The sequence below is a fragment of the Pseudomonas sp. LBUM1672 genome, assembly GCF_059695655.1.
Map to the genome: position 1 here is coordinate 5804272 of NZ_CP166781.1, position 13376 is coordinate 5817647.

Annotated in this window: 14 protein-coding genes and 1 tRNA gene; 12 read left to right on the forward strand and 3 right to left on the reverse strand. The window is 59.5% G+C overall.

Translation table 11 applies throughout. The features are described from left to right. The first annotated feature begins 2 nt into the window (after positions 1 to 2). A tRNA-Ile gene (locus ACA053_RS26605) sits at positions 3 to 79 on the forward strand. A gap of 60 nt (positions 80 to 139) precedes the next feature. On the opposite strand, the gene ACA053_RS26610 is transcribed toward ACA053_RS26605, so the two are convergent. Both ACA053_RS26610 and ACA053_RS26615 read right to left on the reverse strand, forming a co-directional pair. Then, positions 140 to 325, reverse strand: coding sequence for a hypothetical protein (locus tag ACA053_RS26610; RefSeq protein WP_077747304.1), 186 nt, complete (start codon positions 323 to 325; stop codon positions 140 to 142). A gap of 125 nt (positions 326 to 450) precedes the next feature. Further along, positions 451 to 645, reverse strand: coding sequence for a hypothetical protein (locus ACA053_RS26615; RefSeq protein ID WP_497394043.1), 195 nt, complete (start codon positions 643 to 645; stop codon positions 451 to 453). Between the two features lie 451 nt (positions 646 to 1096). Here ACA053_RS26615 and ACA053_RS26620 point away from each other — a divergent pair, with 451 nt between their 5' ends. Next, the gene (locus ACA053_RS26620; RefSeq protein ID WP_497394044.1) at positions 1097 to 1402 is read left to right on the forward strand and encodes a DUF3077 domain-containing protein; all 306 of its coding nucleotides are present in this window, start codon (positions 1097 to 1099) and stop codon (positions 1400 to 1402) included. A gap of 112 nt (positions 1403 to 1514) precedes the next feature. Here ACA053_RS26620 and ACA053_RS26625 read toward each other — a convergent pair whose 3' ends face one another. After that, on the reverse strand, positions 1515 to 2168 hold the full coding sequence (locus tag ACA053_RS26625) for a peptidase M41 (protein WP_497394045.1): 654 nt from the start codon (positions 2166 to 2168) through the stop codon (positions 1515 to 1517). Between the two features lie 156 nt (positions 2169 to 2324). On the opposite strand from ACA053_RS26625, the gene ACA053_RS26630 reads away from it, so the two are divergent. The 10 genes from ACA053_RS26630 (at position 2325) to ACA053_RS26675 (ending at position 13335) form a co-directional block, all read left to right on the forward strand. After that, positions 2325 to 2786: an Lrp/AsnC family transcriptional regulator gene (locus ACA053_RS26630; RefSeq protein ID WP_109635345.1), complete on the forward strand. Its 462-nt coding sequence runs from the start codon at positions 2325 to 2327 to the stop codon at positions 2784 to 2786. Positions 2787 to 3046: 260 nt separating this feature from the next. After that, positions 3047 to 4729 (forward strand): flavin monoamine oxidase family protein, encoded by a 1683-nt coding sequence (locus tag ACA053_RS26635; RefSeq protein WP_109635346.1) that lies wholly within the window; start codon positions 3047 to 3049, stop codon positions 4727 to 4729. A 12-nt stretch (positions 4730 to 4741) separates the two neighbouring features. Beyond that, a complete protein-coding gene (locus tag ACA053_RS26640) occupies positions 4742 to 5536 on the forward strand; it encodes a carbon-nitrogen hydrolase family protein (protein WP_109635347.1) in 795 nt (264 codons plus the stop codon). Positions 5537 to 5584: 48 nt separating this feature from the next. After that, positions 5585 to 8011, forward strand: coding sequence for a pyrroloquinoline quinone biosynthesis protein PqqF (gene pqqF / locus ACA053_RS26645; protein WP_497394046.1), 2427 nt, complete (start codon positions 5585 to 5587; stop codon positions 8009 to 8011). Positions 8012 to 8166: 155 nt separating this feature from the next. Continuing rightward, positions 8167 to 8241: a pyrroloquinoline quinone precursor peptide PqqA gene (gene pqqA, locus ACA053_RS26650; RefSeq protein WP_009045898.1), complete on the forward strand. Its 75-nt coding sequence runs from the start codon at positions 8167 to 8169 to the stop codon at positions 8239 to 8241. Positions 8242 to 8320: 79 nt separating this feature from the next. Beyond that, a complete protein-coding gene (gene pqqB / locus ACA053_RS26655; RefSeq protein ID WP_497314100.1) occupies positions 8321 to 9232 on the forward strand; it encodes a pyrroloquinoline quinone biosynthesis protein PqqB in 912 nt (303 codons plus the stop codon). A gap of 139 nt (positions 9233 to 9371) precedes the next feature. Further along, on the forward strand, positions 9372 to 10124 hold the full coding sequence (gene pqqC / locus ACA053_RS26660; protein WP_497331388.1) for a pyrroloquinoline-quinone synthase PqqC: 753 nt from the start codon (positions 9372 to 9374) through the stop codon (positions 10122 to 10124). Continuing rightward, on the forward strand, positions 10121 to 10396 hold the full coding sequence (gene pqqD / locus ACA053_RS26665) for a pyrroloquinoline quinone biosynthesis peptide chaperone PqqD (RefSeq protein WP_109635353.1): 276 nt from the start codon (positions 10121 to 10123) through the stop codon (positions 10394 to 10396). The genes pqqC and pqqD overlap by 4 nt, the downstream gene beginning before the upstream one ends. Before the next feature lie 4 nt (positions 10397 to 10400). Beyond that, positions 10401 to 11543: a pyrroloquinoline quinone biosynthesis protein PqqE gene (gene pqqE, locus ACA053_RS26670; RefSeq protein WP_162556278.1), complete on the forward strand. Its 1143-nt coding sequence runs from the start codon at positions 10401 to 10403 to the stop codon at positions 11541 to 11543. Next, positions 11509 to 13335: a S9 family peptidase gene (locus ACA053_RS26675; RefSeq protein ID WP_497394047.1), complete on the forward strand. Its 1827-nt coding sequence runs from the start codon at positions 11509 to 11511 to the stop codon at positions 13333 to 13335. The genes pqqE and ACA053_RS26675 overlap by 35 nt, the downstream gene beginning before the upstream one ends. Positions 13336 to 13376 lie beyond the last annotated feature (41 nt).

Consider the following 13376-nt stretch of genomic DNA (forward strand, 5'->3'; position numbering starts at 1 on the left):
GAGGGCCTATAGCTCAGTTGGTTAGAGCAGAGGACTCATAATCCTTTGGTCCACGGTTCAAATCCGTGTGGGCCCACCAAACAAGAAAGCCGCGCTGATGCGCGGCTTTTTTTCTGCGACTAACGTTTGGCCTAAGAGATCAGACCAGCCGAACCACCAAGGCAACAGCAACAATAGTCACGAGCGCCAGCGCGGCACCGAGTCCAAACGGCAGTAGGATTGCTCGGGTCGCGATGGGGGATGGGCTACGCATGTCTTCGGCCAAGGCGGCCACGTCACGGTGTAACTGTTCAATGCTGGCTTGAATCGTAGGAGGTGTGGACATACTGCGTCTTCCTGCTGGGATCACGGGTCACGCCTAATGCGCTAACCCTTGTTAGATAAGGTGGGCTGCTAAGCGGTAAAACTCAAGCACCTCCGATCATTGGTCGCTTCCGTGTGTTAGGGATTTTAAAGCTTGGACCACCATCCGACGGCGGCGACAACGGCGGTCACTAGACCGGCGCCTACTGCGAACGGATACCAAAAAGCCTCCTGCCTAAGCTTGCTTTCTTCGGCCATAAACTTGCGGGTTTCAGCAATGAATCTCCGGATTTCGACTTGAAGCTTATCGAGCTCCAGATTTTTGCGGTCATTTTGTAGCATCAGTCATCCTGTCGGGGCTCGGGTCGCGTCCTGTGCGCTGCTCCGCGGCGGGACATGCGTTTTTTCCTGTCTGCCGTCTAGGTTATATTTTGCGCTGACGTCGGGTTATCGGATGACGTCTGCCAAGGTTGTAGGCAAACTCCGAGAATTGCGTAATGGGTGCGTTTGGGCACTTTGCCGCCTTGTTGGCGTTCTCTTCGACGGGATACTCTCCGGACGTCGCTGCAAATGCAGTGATCGGGTGTGGTAACCCGGCTAGACAAAGTGCAGCAGTGCTCCCATCACGGTTTCATGTGTTTTTACACCTGTAATCCTGAGTTATGGCGGCTGTGCGTGGGAGACCTTCGGGTCTGCCGGTTTCTTTGCTCTCCCGGTTTACCACCCTGCGTACAGCTGCCACCCATTCGTGTGGTAACGAATGCGGCAGCTCCTCGTTTTAAGGAGCGAAACAATGAGCAAAACCAATTCGTCTGCACCGTCAGACCTGAAAACCATCGGTTTCACCCCACTCATCTACTGCTCGGATCAGGCGTTGTTTAACGTCCGCGCCGGCGTCCCCATCGTTGATGCATTGTCACAAGCCTCCGATCTGCTGCTCCTCGCCAAATCATTTGCCGAGGACGCAGCCTACGCAAGAGACACCGACCGCCACGCCTGGGCCGCGCACTATCTGACGGCGATGGGTAAGGCGGTGATTGATGATGTGGTTAAAGTTCTGACACCAAGGCCTCCACGGACAGCGACGGAGTCCGAGTAATAGCGCGGCTTTTCCCTTGAAAGACGCCCCGATTATTCGGGGCTTCCAAATCGTGATCGGGCGTGCAATGCGCGCCCGCATTGTTGTTATTTCCTGAATGGATCGGCATCACTCAGCTGCCAGCACTGGCACTCACCTCTGGAATCGCCTGCACCAACCCCATCCGCTCAAGCCCCTCCCTCGTCAACACGCCCTCATACGTATCCGCCGCCCTGCCCCATTGCTCGACGATACCCATGCCATCCACCAACGCCTCGCCCAACCCAATAATCGTATCGGCCAGCTGCTCAACGATTGTTTGAGTCCGTAACCACAGGCGATCCGTAATCTCTTTCAGCTCGGCGGTTACGCGATCAGGCGAAGCCGGATCCGTATCGGGGTAGGTGATGTTACGCAGCAAGTGCCGTAACTCCCTGATTTTTGCGTAGTCCTGTTCTGCCCCAAGTTCTCCCCTCAGGATGGCGGCCGCTTTCGGCTTATCGACGCGTTTGCCGGGCGAACGCTTTGAAGCCAATGACTGCGCCATGGCGCCCGCAAAGAGGACCATCATTCGGGCTTGCAGATGCTCCTTCATTGCCTCAATCGTCGTAATTGAACGCGCCAAGGTAATGGAAGCGCCCGCTTGATGCCTCAAGTCCATGGTCACTGTCAGGCTCACATCACCCGTTTCAAACCCCAAGACTCGGGCAACGACGTAGTGACCCATTTCGTGATTGGCAATCTGCACTGCGTGATCCCGGACAGCGGGAGGCATATTCTTTGTCATTTTGATCACCTCGCATCCCTCGATTTCTCATTCGACTATGACTGACAGCTGGTGTCCATCCTGTCTTCCGCGCGCCGTCTGACGTTCTCAGACATCCGCCGTGCCAGCCGTGCTGTAACATGCCGACTCACTGATTTGTGTTGCCGGAGACGACCCTTGCCTGACACCCGCCCACCCGTTCTTGACGAAATCGACCGCCAACTGATCGCAGCCTTGCAGATCAATGCCCGTGAAAGCGTGGCCATGCTCGCTCGACAATTGGGCATCGCACGGACCACGGTGACTTCACGTCTGGCGCGGCTGGAAAAGGCAAAAGTCATCACCGGTTACGGAGTGCGTTTGGGCCAACGGGTGGTGGATGGTGGATTGCAGGCGTACGTCGGGATCACGGTGCAACCGCGCTCGGGCAAGGAAGTGCTGCGTCGGCTCAGCGCCATGGCCCAGGTGCAGCAGTTGTGTGCGGTGAGTGGCGAATTTGATTATGTCGCGTGGTTGCGCACTGAATCGCCGGAGCAACTGGATCAGTTGCTGGATCAGATTGGCAGTGTCGATGGGGTGGAGAAGACCACGACGTCGATCATCTTGAGCAGCAAGATTGATCGGGGGCAGCCGGTTTAAACGCGGTCCAGGGTGGGAGCGGGCTTGCTCGCGAAAAGGGAGTGTCAGTCGACATCTCTGCTGTCTGGCCCACCGCATTCGCGAGCAAGCCCGCTCCCACACTGGTCAGTGTGTAGCGATTGATCGTCATAGTGATCGAGTAATTGGCAAAACGACGACACATTGCGTCTTATTAACGTGTTCTACGCTCTCTAGAATGGCTGCCATCTTTTCCTATACTCAGATGCGCATTCCGCGTCGGGTCGCCAGTAAGGTCAGTCATGAACAAGAACAATCGCCATCCTGCAGACGGTAAAAAACCAGTCACCATTTTCGGCCCGGACTTTCCTTTCGGCTTTGACGACTGGATCGAACACCCGGCCGGCTTGGGCAGCATTCCAGCACACAATCATGGCGCTGAAGTGGCGATTGTCGGCGCGGGCATCGCCGGCCTGGTGGCCGCCTATGAACTGATGAAACTGGGCCTCAAGCCCGTCGTCTACGAAGCCTCGAAGATGGGCGGTCGTCTGCGTTCCCAAGCGTTCAACGGGACCGATGGCATCGTCGCCGAACTGGGCGGCATGCGCTTTCCGGTGTCGTCCACGGCGTTTTACCACTATGTCGACAAGCTCGGTCTCGAGACCAAACCCTTCCCCAATCCGCTGACGCCCGCCTCTGGCAGCACCGTGATCGACCTGGAAGGCAAAACCCACTACGCACAAAAGCTGGCCGACCTTCCTGCACTGTTCCAGGAAGTGGCTGACGCGTGGGCGGATGCGCTGGAGGCCGGCTCGCAGTTTTCCGATATCCAGCAAGCGATCCGCGACCGCGATGTGCCACGCCTCAAAGAGCTGTGGAACACCCTGGTTCCGTTGTGGGATGACCGCACGTTCTATGACTTTGTCGCCACCTCCGAAGCTTTCGCCAAGCTCTCCTTCCATCACCGCGAAGTGTTCGGCCAGGTCGGTTTCGGCACTGGCGGCTGGGACTCAGACTTCCCGAACTCGATGCTGGAAATCTTCCGCGTCGTGATGACCAACTGCGACGATCATCAACATCTGGTCGTCGGCGGCGTCGAACAAGTGCCGCAAGGCATCTGGCGTCATGTGCCGGAACGTTGCGTGCACTGGCCCGAAGGCACCAGCCTCAAGTCGCTGCACAGAGGCGCGCCACGCTCCGGGGTTAAAAAAATCGCTCACGCCCCGGACGGCCGTTTTGCGGTCACCGATAACAACGGCGACACCCGCGAATACGCCGCGGTGCTGACCACCTGCCAGAGCTGGCTGCTGACCACCCAGATCGAATGCGACGAAACCCTGTTTTCGCAAAAGATGTGGATGGCCCTCGACCGCACCCGCTACATGCAGTCGTCGAAAACTTTCGTGATGGTCGACCGCCCGTTCTGGAAGGACAAGGATCCGGAAACCGGCCGCGACCTGATGAGCATGACCCTCACCGATCGCCTGACCCGCGGCACCTACCTCTTCGATAACGGCGACGACAAGCCAGGGGTGATTTGTCTGTCGTACTCGTGGATGAGCGACGCGCTGAAAATGCTTCCGCACCCGGTGGAAAAGCGCGTGAAACTGGCGCTGGATTCATTGAAAAAGATCTACCCGAAAGTCGACATCGCCGCGCGCATCATCGGCGATCCGATCACCGTGTCGTGGGAAGCCGATCCGCATTTCCTCGGCGCGTTCAAAGGCGCACTGCCCGGCCATTATCGCTACAACCAACGCATGTACGCGCACTTCATGCAGGACGACATGCCGGCCGAACAACGCGGGATTTTCATCGCCGGCGACGACGTTTCGTGGACGCCGGCATGGGTAGAAGGCGCAGTACAGACCTCGCTCAACGCGGTGTGGGGCATCATGAAACACTTCGGCGGTGAAACTCACGCCGAGAACCCGGGTCCAGGTGATGTGTTCAACGAGATCGGTCCGATCGCCCTGCCCGAGTAAGAGGAATCCTAAATGCGCGTAGCCCTTTACCAATGTCCACCGCTGCCCCTGGATGTCGCAGGCAACCTGCAACGCCTGCATCAACTGGCGCTGGAGGCCAAGGGCGCCGACTTGCTGGTGCTGCCGGAGATGTTCCTGACCGGCTACAACATCGGCATCGATGCGGTCAGCGTGCTGGCGGAGGTGCACAACGGTGAATCGGCGCAGCAGATCGCGCGCATTGCCAAGACCGCCGGGATCGCCATTTTGTACGGCTATCCCGAGCGCACCGAGGACGGGCAGATCTACAACGCCGTGCAGTTGATCGACGCCAACGGCGAGCGCCTGTGCAACTACCGCAAGACTCACCTGTTCGGCGACCTCGATCACTCGATGTTCAGCGCCGGGCAGGATGATTTCCCGTTGGTGGAACTCAATGGCTGGAAGCTCGGTTTCCTGATCTGCTACGACCTTGAGTTCCCGGAAAACGCCCGACGCCTGGCCTTGGCCGGCGCCGAGCTGATCCTGGTGCCGACGGCGAACATGATTCCCTTCGACTTCGTCGCCGATGTCACCGTTCGTTCCCGCGCCTTCGAAAACCAGTGCTATGTGGCCTACGCCAACTACTGCGGGCAGGAAGGCGAGATCAATTACTGCGGCCAGAGCAGCATCGCCGCGCCGGATGGCAGCCGTATCGCCCAGGCGGGCCTGGATGAAGCGCTGATTGTCGGTGAGCTGGATCGTCAGTTGATGGTCGATTCCCGCGCTGCCAATCGTTACTTGATTGATCGCCGCCCTGAGCTTTACGGCGACCTTAACAAGCGCTGATCCACCGTAATCCGCTAGCATTAGCGCTTCTCTGTTCTGGAAGTGCTCATGCCTGCGCTGAATCACCCTCGCCCCCACACTGAAACCCTGGCCAACGGCCTGCGGGTGACGCTGCGTCATGCTCCCGATTTGAAGCGCTGCGCTGCTGCGTTGCGGGTTTTCGCGGGCAGTCATGACGTGCCGCTGGCATGGCCCGGCCTTGCGCATTTTCTCGAGCACTTGTTGTTTCTGGGGACGGAGCGCTTTCCCGCAGGGCAAGGGCTGATGGCCTACGTGCAAGGTCACGGCGGCCAGGTGAATGCGCGCACCAGCGAACGCACGACCGACTTCTTTTTCGAACTGCCGCCTCAGGCGTTTAGCGGTGGGCTGGAGCGTCTGTCAGACATGCTCGCTCATCCGCGTATGAATCCGGACGATCAGCGGCGGGAACGGGAAGTGCTGCACGCTGAATTTGTCGCATGGTCCCGGGATGCCACGGCTCAGCAGCAGTTCGCGCTGTTCGATGGGCTGTCAGCAGCTCACCCGCTTCGGGCATTTCATGCAGGCAACCGGTACAGCCTGCCGGTGCCGCAGCCGGAGTTTCAGCAAGCGTTGCAGGATTTCTATCAGCGGTTTTATCGGACCGGGCAGATGACGTTGAGCCTGACGGGCCCGCAAAGTCTCGATGAGTTGAGGGCAATGGCTCAGCGCTTTGGCGACCCTATCGCCGTAGGGGAAAAGGTCCAGCAAGAAGCACCTGCAGCGCTGATGGATTCTTCCGACACAAGTTATCAACAGGCTCGCGAACGTCGGCTCGATCTACTGTTCGCGTTCGAAGCGTTGCCAGACTCATCCCGCGAAGCATTAGCATTCCTGTGCCATTGGCTGAACGCGTCGAAACCTGGCGGTCTGTTGGCTGAATTGCGCGAACAAGGGCTGGCGGACAACCTGAAAGCCGCGCCGCTGTATCAGTTCGCCGGGCAAGCGTTGCTGCACATTGAATTCAACACCGATAAACCGGGAAGCGCGATCAGCGAGCGGCTCGTGGATTGGCTGGGCTTTTTTGCTTCTCATCAGAACTGGACCGAGTTGCGCAAAGAATACGCCGCCCTGCTCGACCGCCAGCAACAAGTCAGCGGCGCCCTGCAACGGGCGCGACTGGACAGCGAGCAGTTTGAACCCGGTTTATCCGAACAAGGCGTCATAGCGCTCAACGACATCCTGAAAAAAATCGGCGCTGTGGATAACTTCAGCGGTGAATGGCAATTGCCGACGCCTAATCCGTTCTTACGGGCTGAAGTCGCTGTGGCCAATGCCGGGCTGATTCGCGGCCAGGCCAGCAAACACCGTGGCCTGCGGACGTTCGCCCAGGATCGCTCGCGCAGCCGTCGCGAAAACTCTCCTATGCAGTTCAGTCAGGCGTTGCCGGATAACACCGATGAAGGTGCGATTTATCTGCGCTGGCGGCTATTGGCCAAACCTCACCCGCGCCTTCAGTCGAGCCTGGAAAATCGTTTGCAGCCACTGCGCGAAGACGCCTGTCAGGCGGGTGTCGACTTTTCCTTCAGTGCCGCAGGCAACGAATGGCTGTTGAAGATGACCGGTCTACAAGAGCCGATGCCGACCGTCCTCGAACATGCGCTGAAAGAGCTGACAAAACCCGACGCCGGTTTCCCACAGGAAGAATCGATACGCGTGCCGTTGATGCCGATCAGACAGCTGCTGAAGGCGCTGCCCGAGCAGTGCCTTGAACGCACCGCTGAAAGTAATGACGTGCAACAGTTGTGGGCAAGTGCGCGCTGGCAAGGCCAGGCCACCGGCTTGCCGGCACAGACTCAAGCGGCGATGGGCCTGGCACTGAGCCGTGTGCCCGGTGTTGCGGACGATCAGCCGTCGCCGCCCGCGTCAATAAACTCTCGGCATCTGTGGAGTGTGATCGACACAGGCTCCAGCGAACACGCGTTGTTGCTGTTTTGTCCGACGGCCACGCCGGACATCGCCGACGAAACTGCGTGGCGATTGCTCGCGCACCTGTGCCAGATGCCGTTCTATCAGCGTCTGCGGGTTGAGCTGCAATTGGGTTACGCTGTGTTCAGCGGCCTGCGTCAGATTCATGGGCAGACCGGGCTGCTGTTCGGCGTTCAATCACCGAGTGTTGCGCCTCAGGATCTGCTGGAACACATGGAACGCTTCTTGAGCGAAATGCCCACGATGATTGAAGGCATTGATGAAGCGACTTTCATCGTTCAGCGCCAGGCTCTGGCCGATCAATTCCACGCCACCGCACTGCCCCACGCACAGGCAGCCGAATTGCTCTGGCAGGGCAAACTGGCCGGCCACTCGTCGGATTATCTGGAGCGTCTGCCCGAAGCGATCCTGATGATCGATCGCAAAACGTTGAAAGCCGCCGCCCAACGACTGAATCAAGCCGAAGGTGGCTGGCGCTGCCTGGCCAGCAGTGCTTGCGCAAAGGCGCCTTGGCAAGTGACAAAATGATCATTACCGACGCTGCAATTAGCTTTCTCAAAGATTCGCGGCCAATCGCTCTGTAATTTTGAGTAACATAGCCACCTAACTATCTGAACATCTCCGGCTGGAGGTGGACTATATGTATAGATCTCAACTGTCCTATCACCTGAAGGAGCGCTTCCATGTCCTGGTCCAAACCCGCTTACACCGACCTGCGTATCGGCTTTGAAGTCACCATGTACTTCGCAAGCCGCTAAGGTCTGCCGTTGTCATGATGTGCAACGCCTCGGTTTACCGGGGCGTTTTTATTTTCAGCGTTGAAATGATGGAGCGTCCATGTTTGTCCAGATTCTAGGTTCCGCCGCCGGCGGCGGTTTCCCCCAGTGGAACTGCAACTGCGTGAACTGCGCCGGTTTTCGCAACGGCAGCCTGAACGCCAAGGCGCGTACCCAGTCGTCCATCGCCATTTCCGATGACGGCGTGAACTGGATCCTGTGTAACGCTTCGCCGGACATCCGTGCCCAACTCCAAAGCTTCTCCCCGATGCAACCGGGCCGCGCCCTGCGCGATACCGGCATCAGCGCGATCATCCTGATGGACAGCCAGATCGACCACACCACCGGCCTGCTCAGCCTGCGCGAAGGTTGCCCGCATCAGGTCTGGTGCACCGACATGGTCCACGAAGACCTGAGCACCGGTTTCCCGCTGTTCAACATGCTCAAGCACTGGAATGGCGGGCTGGACTGGAACCGTATCGAACTCGACCGCAGCTTCACCATCCCGGCCTGCCCGAGCCTGCGCTTCACCCCGCTGCCCCTGCGCAGCGCCGCGCCGCCCTACTCGCCGCACCGCTTCGACCCGCACCCGGGCGACAACATCGGCCTGATCGTCGAAGACCTGAACACCGGCGGCAAGCTGTTCTATGCGCCGGGCCTGGGCAAGGTCGATGCGCCGCTGCTGGAAATCATGGCCGGTAGCGATTGCCTGCTGGTGGACGGCACGATGTGGGATGACGACGAAATGCAGCGCCGTGGCGTCGGCACCCGCACCGGACGGGAAATGGGTCATCTGGCGCAAAACGGCCCCGGCGGCATGATTGAAGTGCTGGAGCAGTTACCCAAGCAGCGCAAGGTGCTTATCCACATCAACAACACCAACCCGATTCTTGATGAGGATTCGCCGGAGCGGGCCGAGCTGGTTCGGCGCAAGGTTGAAGTGGCCTATGACGGCATGAGTATTGTGTTGTAGGGCATCGAGACCGCTGCGCGGTCTATCGCCAGCAGGCTGGCTCCCACAGGGGAATGCGATCAACTGTGGGAGCCAGCCTGCTGGCGATGAGGCCGGACCAGACACAACAGAAACCACCGGTTGTTCCCGGAGAACCGCAATGACTGACACCCCCATGTCCCCCGCCGAATTCGAAGCGGCCCTGCGCGCCAAGGGCGCCTATTACCACATCTATCACCCCTATCATGTGGCGATGTATGAAGGTCGGGCGACCCGCGAGCAGATCCAGGGTTGGGTCGCCAACCGCTTCTACTATCAGGTGAACATCCCCCTGAAGGACGCCGCCATCCTCGCCAACTGTCCGGACCGCGAGATCCGTCGCGAGTGGATTCAGCGCTTGCTGGACCATGACGGCGCCCCCGGCGAAGACGGCGGCATCGAAGCCTGGCTGCGTCTGGGCCAGGCCGTCGGCCTCGACCCGGATCAGCTGCGCTCGCAGGAACTGGTATTGCCCGGCGTGCGTTTCGCCGTGGACGCCTACGTCAACTTCGCCCGCCGAGCCAGTTGGCAGGAAGCCGCCAGCAGCTCGCTGACCGAGTTGTTCGCGCCGCAGATCCACCAATCGCGCCTGGACAGCTGGCCGCAGCATTACCCGTGGATCGACCCGACTGGTTACGAGTATTTCCGCACACGCCTCGGCCAGGCGCGCCGGGATGTCGAGCATGGTCTGGCCATCACCTTGCAGCACTACACGACGCGGGAAGGCCAGGAGCGCATGCTGGAAATTCTCCAGTTCAAACTGGACATCCTTTGGAGCATGCTCGATGCCATGAGCATGGCCTACGAATTGAACCGCCCGCCGTATCACAGCGTGACCGACCAGCGGGTCTGGCATAAAGGAATCACCTTATGAGTTTCGATCGCAGCAAAATCCCGAACTGGCGTCAGGGCTATCGCTACCAGTACGAACCGGCGCAGAAAGGCCACGTGCTGCTCTACCCCGAAGGCATGATCAAACTCAATGAAAGCGCCGCTTTGATCGGTGGTTTGATCGATGGCGAACGTGACGTCGCGGCGATCATTGCCGAACTGGACGCGCAGTTCCCCGGCGTACCCGAGCTCGCTGAGGACATCGAGCAGTTCATGGAGGTTGCCCGTGCTCAGCACTGGATCGAACTTGTCTGATTCCGTGTCGGACAAGTTACCGCCCAAACCCGACATCGGCCTGCCTTTATGGCTGCTGGCCGAGCTGACTTATCGCTGCCCGCTGCAATGCCCGTACTGCTCCAATCCGCTGGATTTTGCCGAGCAAGGCAAAGAACTGAGCACCGAACAGTGGATCAAAGTGTTCCGCGAAGCGCGGGAGATGGGTGCAGCGCAACTGGGCTTCTCCGGCGGTGAGCCGCTGGTGCGTCAAGACCTCGCCGAGTTGATCGCCGAGGCGCGCAAGCTGGGTTTCTACACCAACCTGATCACCTCCGGCATCGGCCTGACCGAACAGAAAATCAGCGACTTCAAGAAGGCCGGTCTGGACCACATCCAGATCAGTTTCCAGGCCAGCGACGAGCAAGTGAATAACTTGCTGGCCGGTTCGAAAAAAGCCTTCGCGCAGAAGCTGGAAATGGCCCGCGCGGTGAAGGCCCACGGTTATCCGATGGTGCTGAACTTCGTGACCCATCGGCACAACATCGACAAGATCGACCGGATCATCGAGCTGTGCATCGCCCTTGAGGCCGACTTCGTAGAACTCGCGACGTGCCAGTTTTACGGTTGGGCGCAGCTCAATCGGGTCGGCCTGCTGCCGACCAGGGAACAACTGGTCCGCGCCGAACGCATCACCAACGAATACCGCGCCAGGCTGGAAGCCGAAGGGCATCCGTGCAAGCTGATTTTCGTCACGCCGGACTACTACGAAGAACGCCCGAAAGCCTGCATGAACGGCTGGGGCAGCATCTTTCTGACAGTCACGCCGGACGGAACCGCACTACCCTGTCACGGTGCCCGACAGATGCCGGTGCAATTTCCCAATGTGCGCGACCACAGCATGCAGCACATCTGGTACGACTCGTTCGGCTTCAACCGCTTTCGCGGTTACGACTGGATGCCCGAGCCGTGCCGCTCCTGCGACGAGAAAGAAAAAGACTTCGGCGGCTGCCGCTGCCAGGCCTTCATGCTCACGGGTGACGCGAGCAATGCCGACCCGGTGTGCAGCAAGTCGGAACATCACGGCGTGATTCTCAAGGCCCGCGAAGAAGCCGAGCACGCGACCCAGACCATCGAACAACTGGCCTTTCGCAATGAACGAAATTCACGCCTCATCGCCAAAAGCTGAACCCTTCAGCGCCTCCCGGGCCGTCGCGGCCGGTATCGACTTCGCCGAGTTGCTGGTCGGCAAACATGGCCTGTTCTGGAACGAATACCGCCCCGAAGATGCCGCCTGCAGGATCTGGCATTGGCGTAACGGCCAGGCCCATTGCCTGACGCCAACGGGTTTCAGCGTGCGCAGTCGGGTGTACGAATACGGCGGTGGCGCGTTTTGTCTGACCGATGACGGGATTGTTTTCGTCAACGAGGCGGATCAACAACTTTATCGACAATCGCTGGCGGGCGAGACGCCTGAGGTGCTGACCTCGGGTGAATGCCGTTACGGCGATCTGCAGTTTGCCAATGGCCAGGTGCTCGCGGTTGAAGAGAATCGTGACCGGCATCGTCTGGTCGCGATCGACGTGGCTGACGGCCAACGTCATCTGCTGGCTGAGGGTGCCGACTTCTATGCTGCGCCGACATTGAGTCCTGGCGCGCAGCGATTGGCGTGGATCGAATGGAGCCGCCCGGATCAGCCATGGACCGCGACTCGGCTGATGGTTGCCGAACGCAGGGACGATGGGCGCTTTGCTCAACCGCGTTGTGTGGCGGGCGAAGGTGTTCAGGAGTCGCTGCAACAACCTCATTTCGACAGCGGCGGCCGTCTGTTTTGCCTGACAGATCGCGCCGGCTACTGGCAGCCTTGGGTGGAATCCTCAGAGGGACTGAGCCCGTTGCCGAGTGCCGCTGCCGATCATGGCCCGGCGCCTTGGCAGCTGGGTGGCAGCACCTGGTTGCCACTGGGCGAACGCCGTTACCTGGCCAGTTGGACCGAAGGCGGGTTTGGCAAATTGGCGCTTTGTGGTGACACCGTGGAAGACTTCACCGGTGATTACAGCCGCTTTCGTCACCTCGCACTGGATGAGCAATTCATCTACTGCATCGCGGCATCGCCGGTGAGTTCGTCGGCGGTCGTTGCCATCGACCGCGATACCCGACAGGTCAAGGTATTGGCTGGCGGGATTGCACCGCTGCCCGCCGAGCACATCAGCGTCCCGCAAACCTTGCGCTACCCGAGCGGTTCGGGCGAGGCCCACGGTTTCTTCTATCCGGCGATGACCGGCGAAGCGAAACCACCGCTGGTGGTGTTCATCCACGGCGGCCCGACCTCGGCCTGCTATCCGATGCTTGATCCCCGTATTCAGTATTGGGCGCAACGCGGTTTCGCCGTAGCCGATCTCAACTACCGCGGCAGCAGTGGTTATGGCCGGGCGTATCGCCAGGCCTTGCATTTGAGTTGGGGCGACGTGGACGTTGAAGATGCCTGCGCAGTCGTCGCTCATCTTGCCGAACGAGGAATGATCGACGGCGACAAGGCATTTATCCGCGGTGGCAGTGCCGGCGGTTACACCACCCTTTGTGCGTTGGCCTTTAACAATGTTTTCCGCGCGGGTGCCAGCCTTTACGGTGTCAGCGATCCCGTTGCACTGAGCCGTGCAACCCATAAGTTCGAAGGCGATTATCTGGATTGGCTGATCGGCGATCCGGTAGAGGATGCCGAACGCTACGCCGCACGCACGCCGCTGCTGCATGCGAGCAACATCAGTGTTCCGGTGATTTTCTTTCAGGGGGAACTGGACGCCGTCGTGGTGCCGCAACAGACCCGTGACATGGTCACGGCGCTACAGGACAACGGTATTCTGGTTGACGCGCATTACTACGCGGACGAACGTCATGGCTTTCGCAAGGCGGGGAACCAGGCCCATGCACTGGAGCAGGAATGGTTGTTTTATCGGCGGGTGATGGAGTTGGCGGACTGAGTTTCTGCGAGCCGCGCGGAAATTGCGGCGCCTCTATCGCG

Bases quoted from the DNA above. Each gene is read 5' to 3' on its own strand.
- ACA053_RS26640 (WP_109635347.1), top strand. From the start codon at position 4,742: ATGCGCGTAGCCCTTTACCAATGTCCACCGCTGCCCCTGGATGTCGCA.
- pqqC (WP_497331388.1), top strand. From the start codon at position 9,372: ATGACTGACACCCCCATGTCCCCCGCCGAATTCGAAGCGGCCCTGCGC.
- pqqD (WP_109635353.1), top strand. From the start codon at position 10,121: ATGAGTTTCGATCGCAGCAAAATCCCGAACTGGCGTCAGGGCTATCGC.
- ACA053_RS26610 (WP_077747304.1), bottom strand. From the start codon at position 325: ATGTCCACACCTCCTACGATTCAAGCCAGCATTGAACAGTTACACCGT.
- ACA053_RS26625 (WP_497394045.1), bottom strand. From the start codon at position 2,168: ATGACAAAGAATATGCCTCCCGCTGTCCGGGATCACGCAGTGCAGATT.
- ACA053_RS26615 (WP_497394043.1), bottom strand. From the start codon at position 645: ATGCTACAAAATGACCGCAAAAATCTGGAGCTCGATAAGCTTCAAGTC.
- pqqF (WP_497394046.1), top strand. From the start codon at position 5,585: ATGCCTGCGCTGAATCACCCTCGCCCCCACACTGAAACCCTGGCCAAC.
- ACA053_RS26675 (WP_497394047.1), top strand. From the start codon at position 11,509: ATGAACGAAATTCACGCCTCATCGCCAAAAGCTGAACCCTTCAGCGCC.
- ACA053_RS26620 (WP_497394044.1), top strand. From the start codon at position 1,097: ATGAGCAAAACCAATTCGTCTGCACCGTCAGACCTGAAAACCATCGGT.
- ACA053_RS26635 (WP_109635346.1), top strand. From the start codon at position 3,047: ATGAACAAGAACAATCGCCATCCTGCAGACGGTAAAAAACCAGTCACC.
- pqqB (WP_497314100.1), top strand. From the start codon at position 8,321: ATGTTTGTCCAGATTCTAGGTTCCGCCGCCGGCGGCGGTTTCCCCCAG.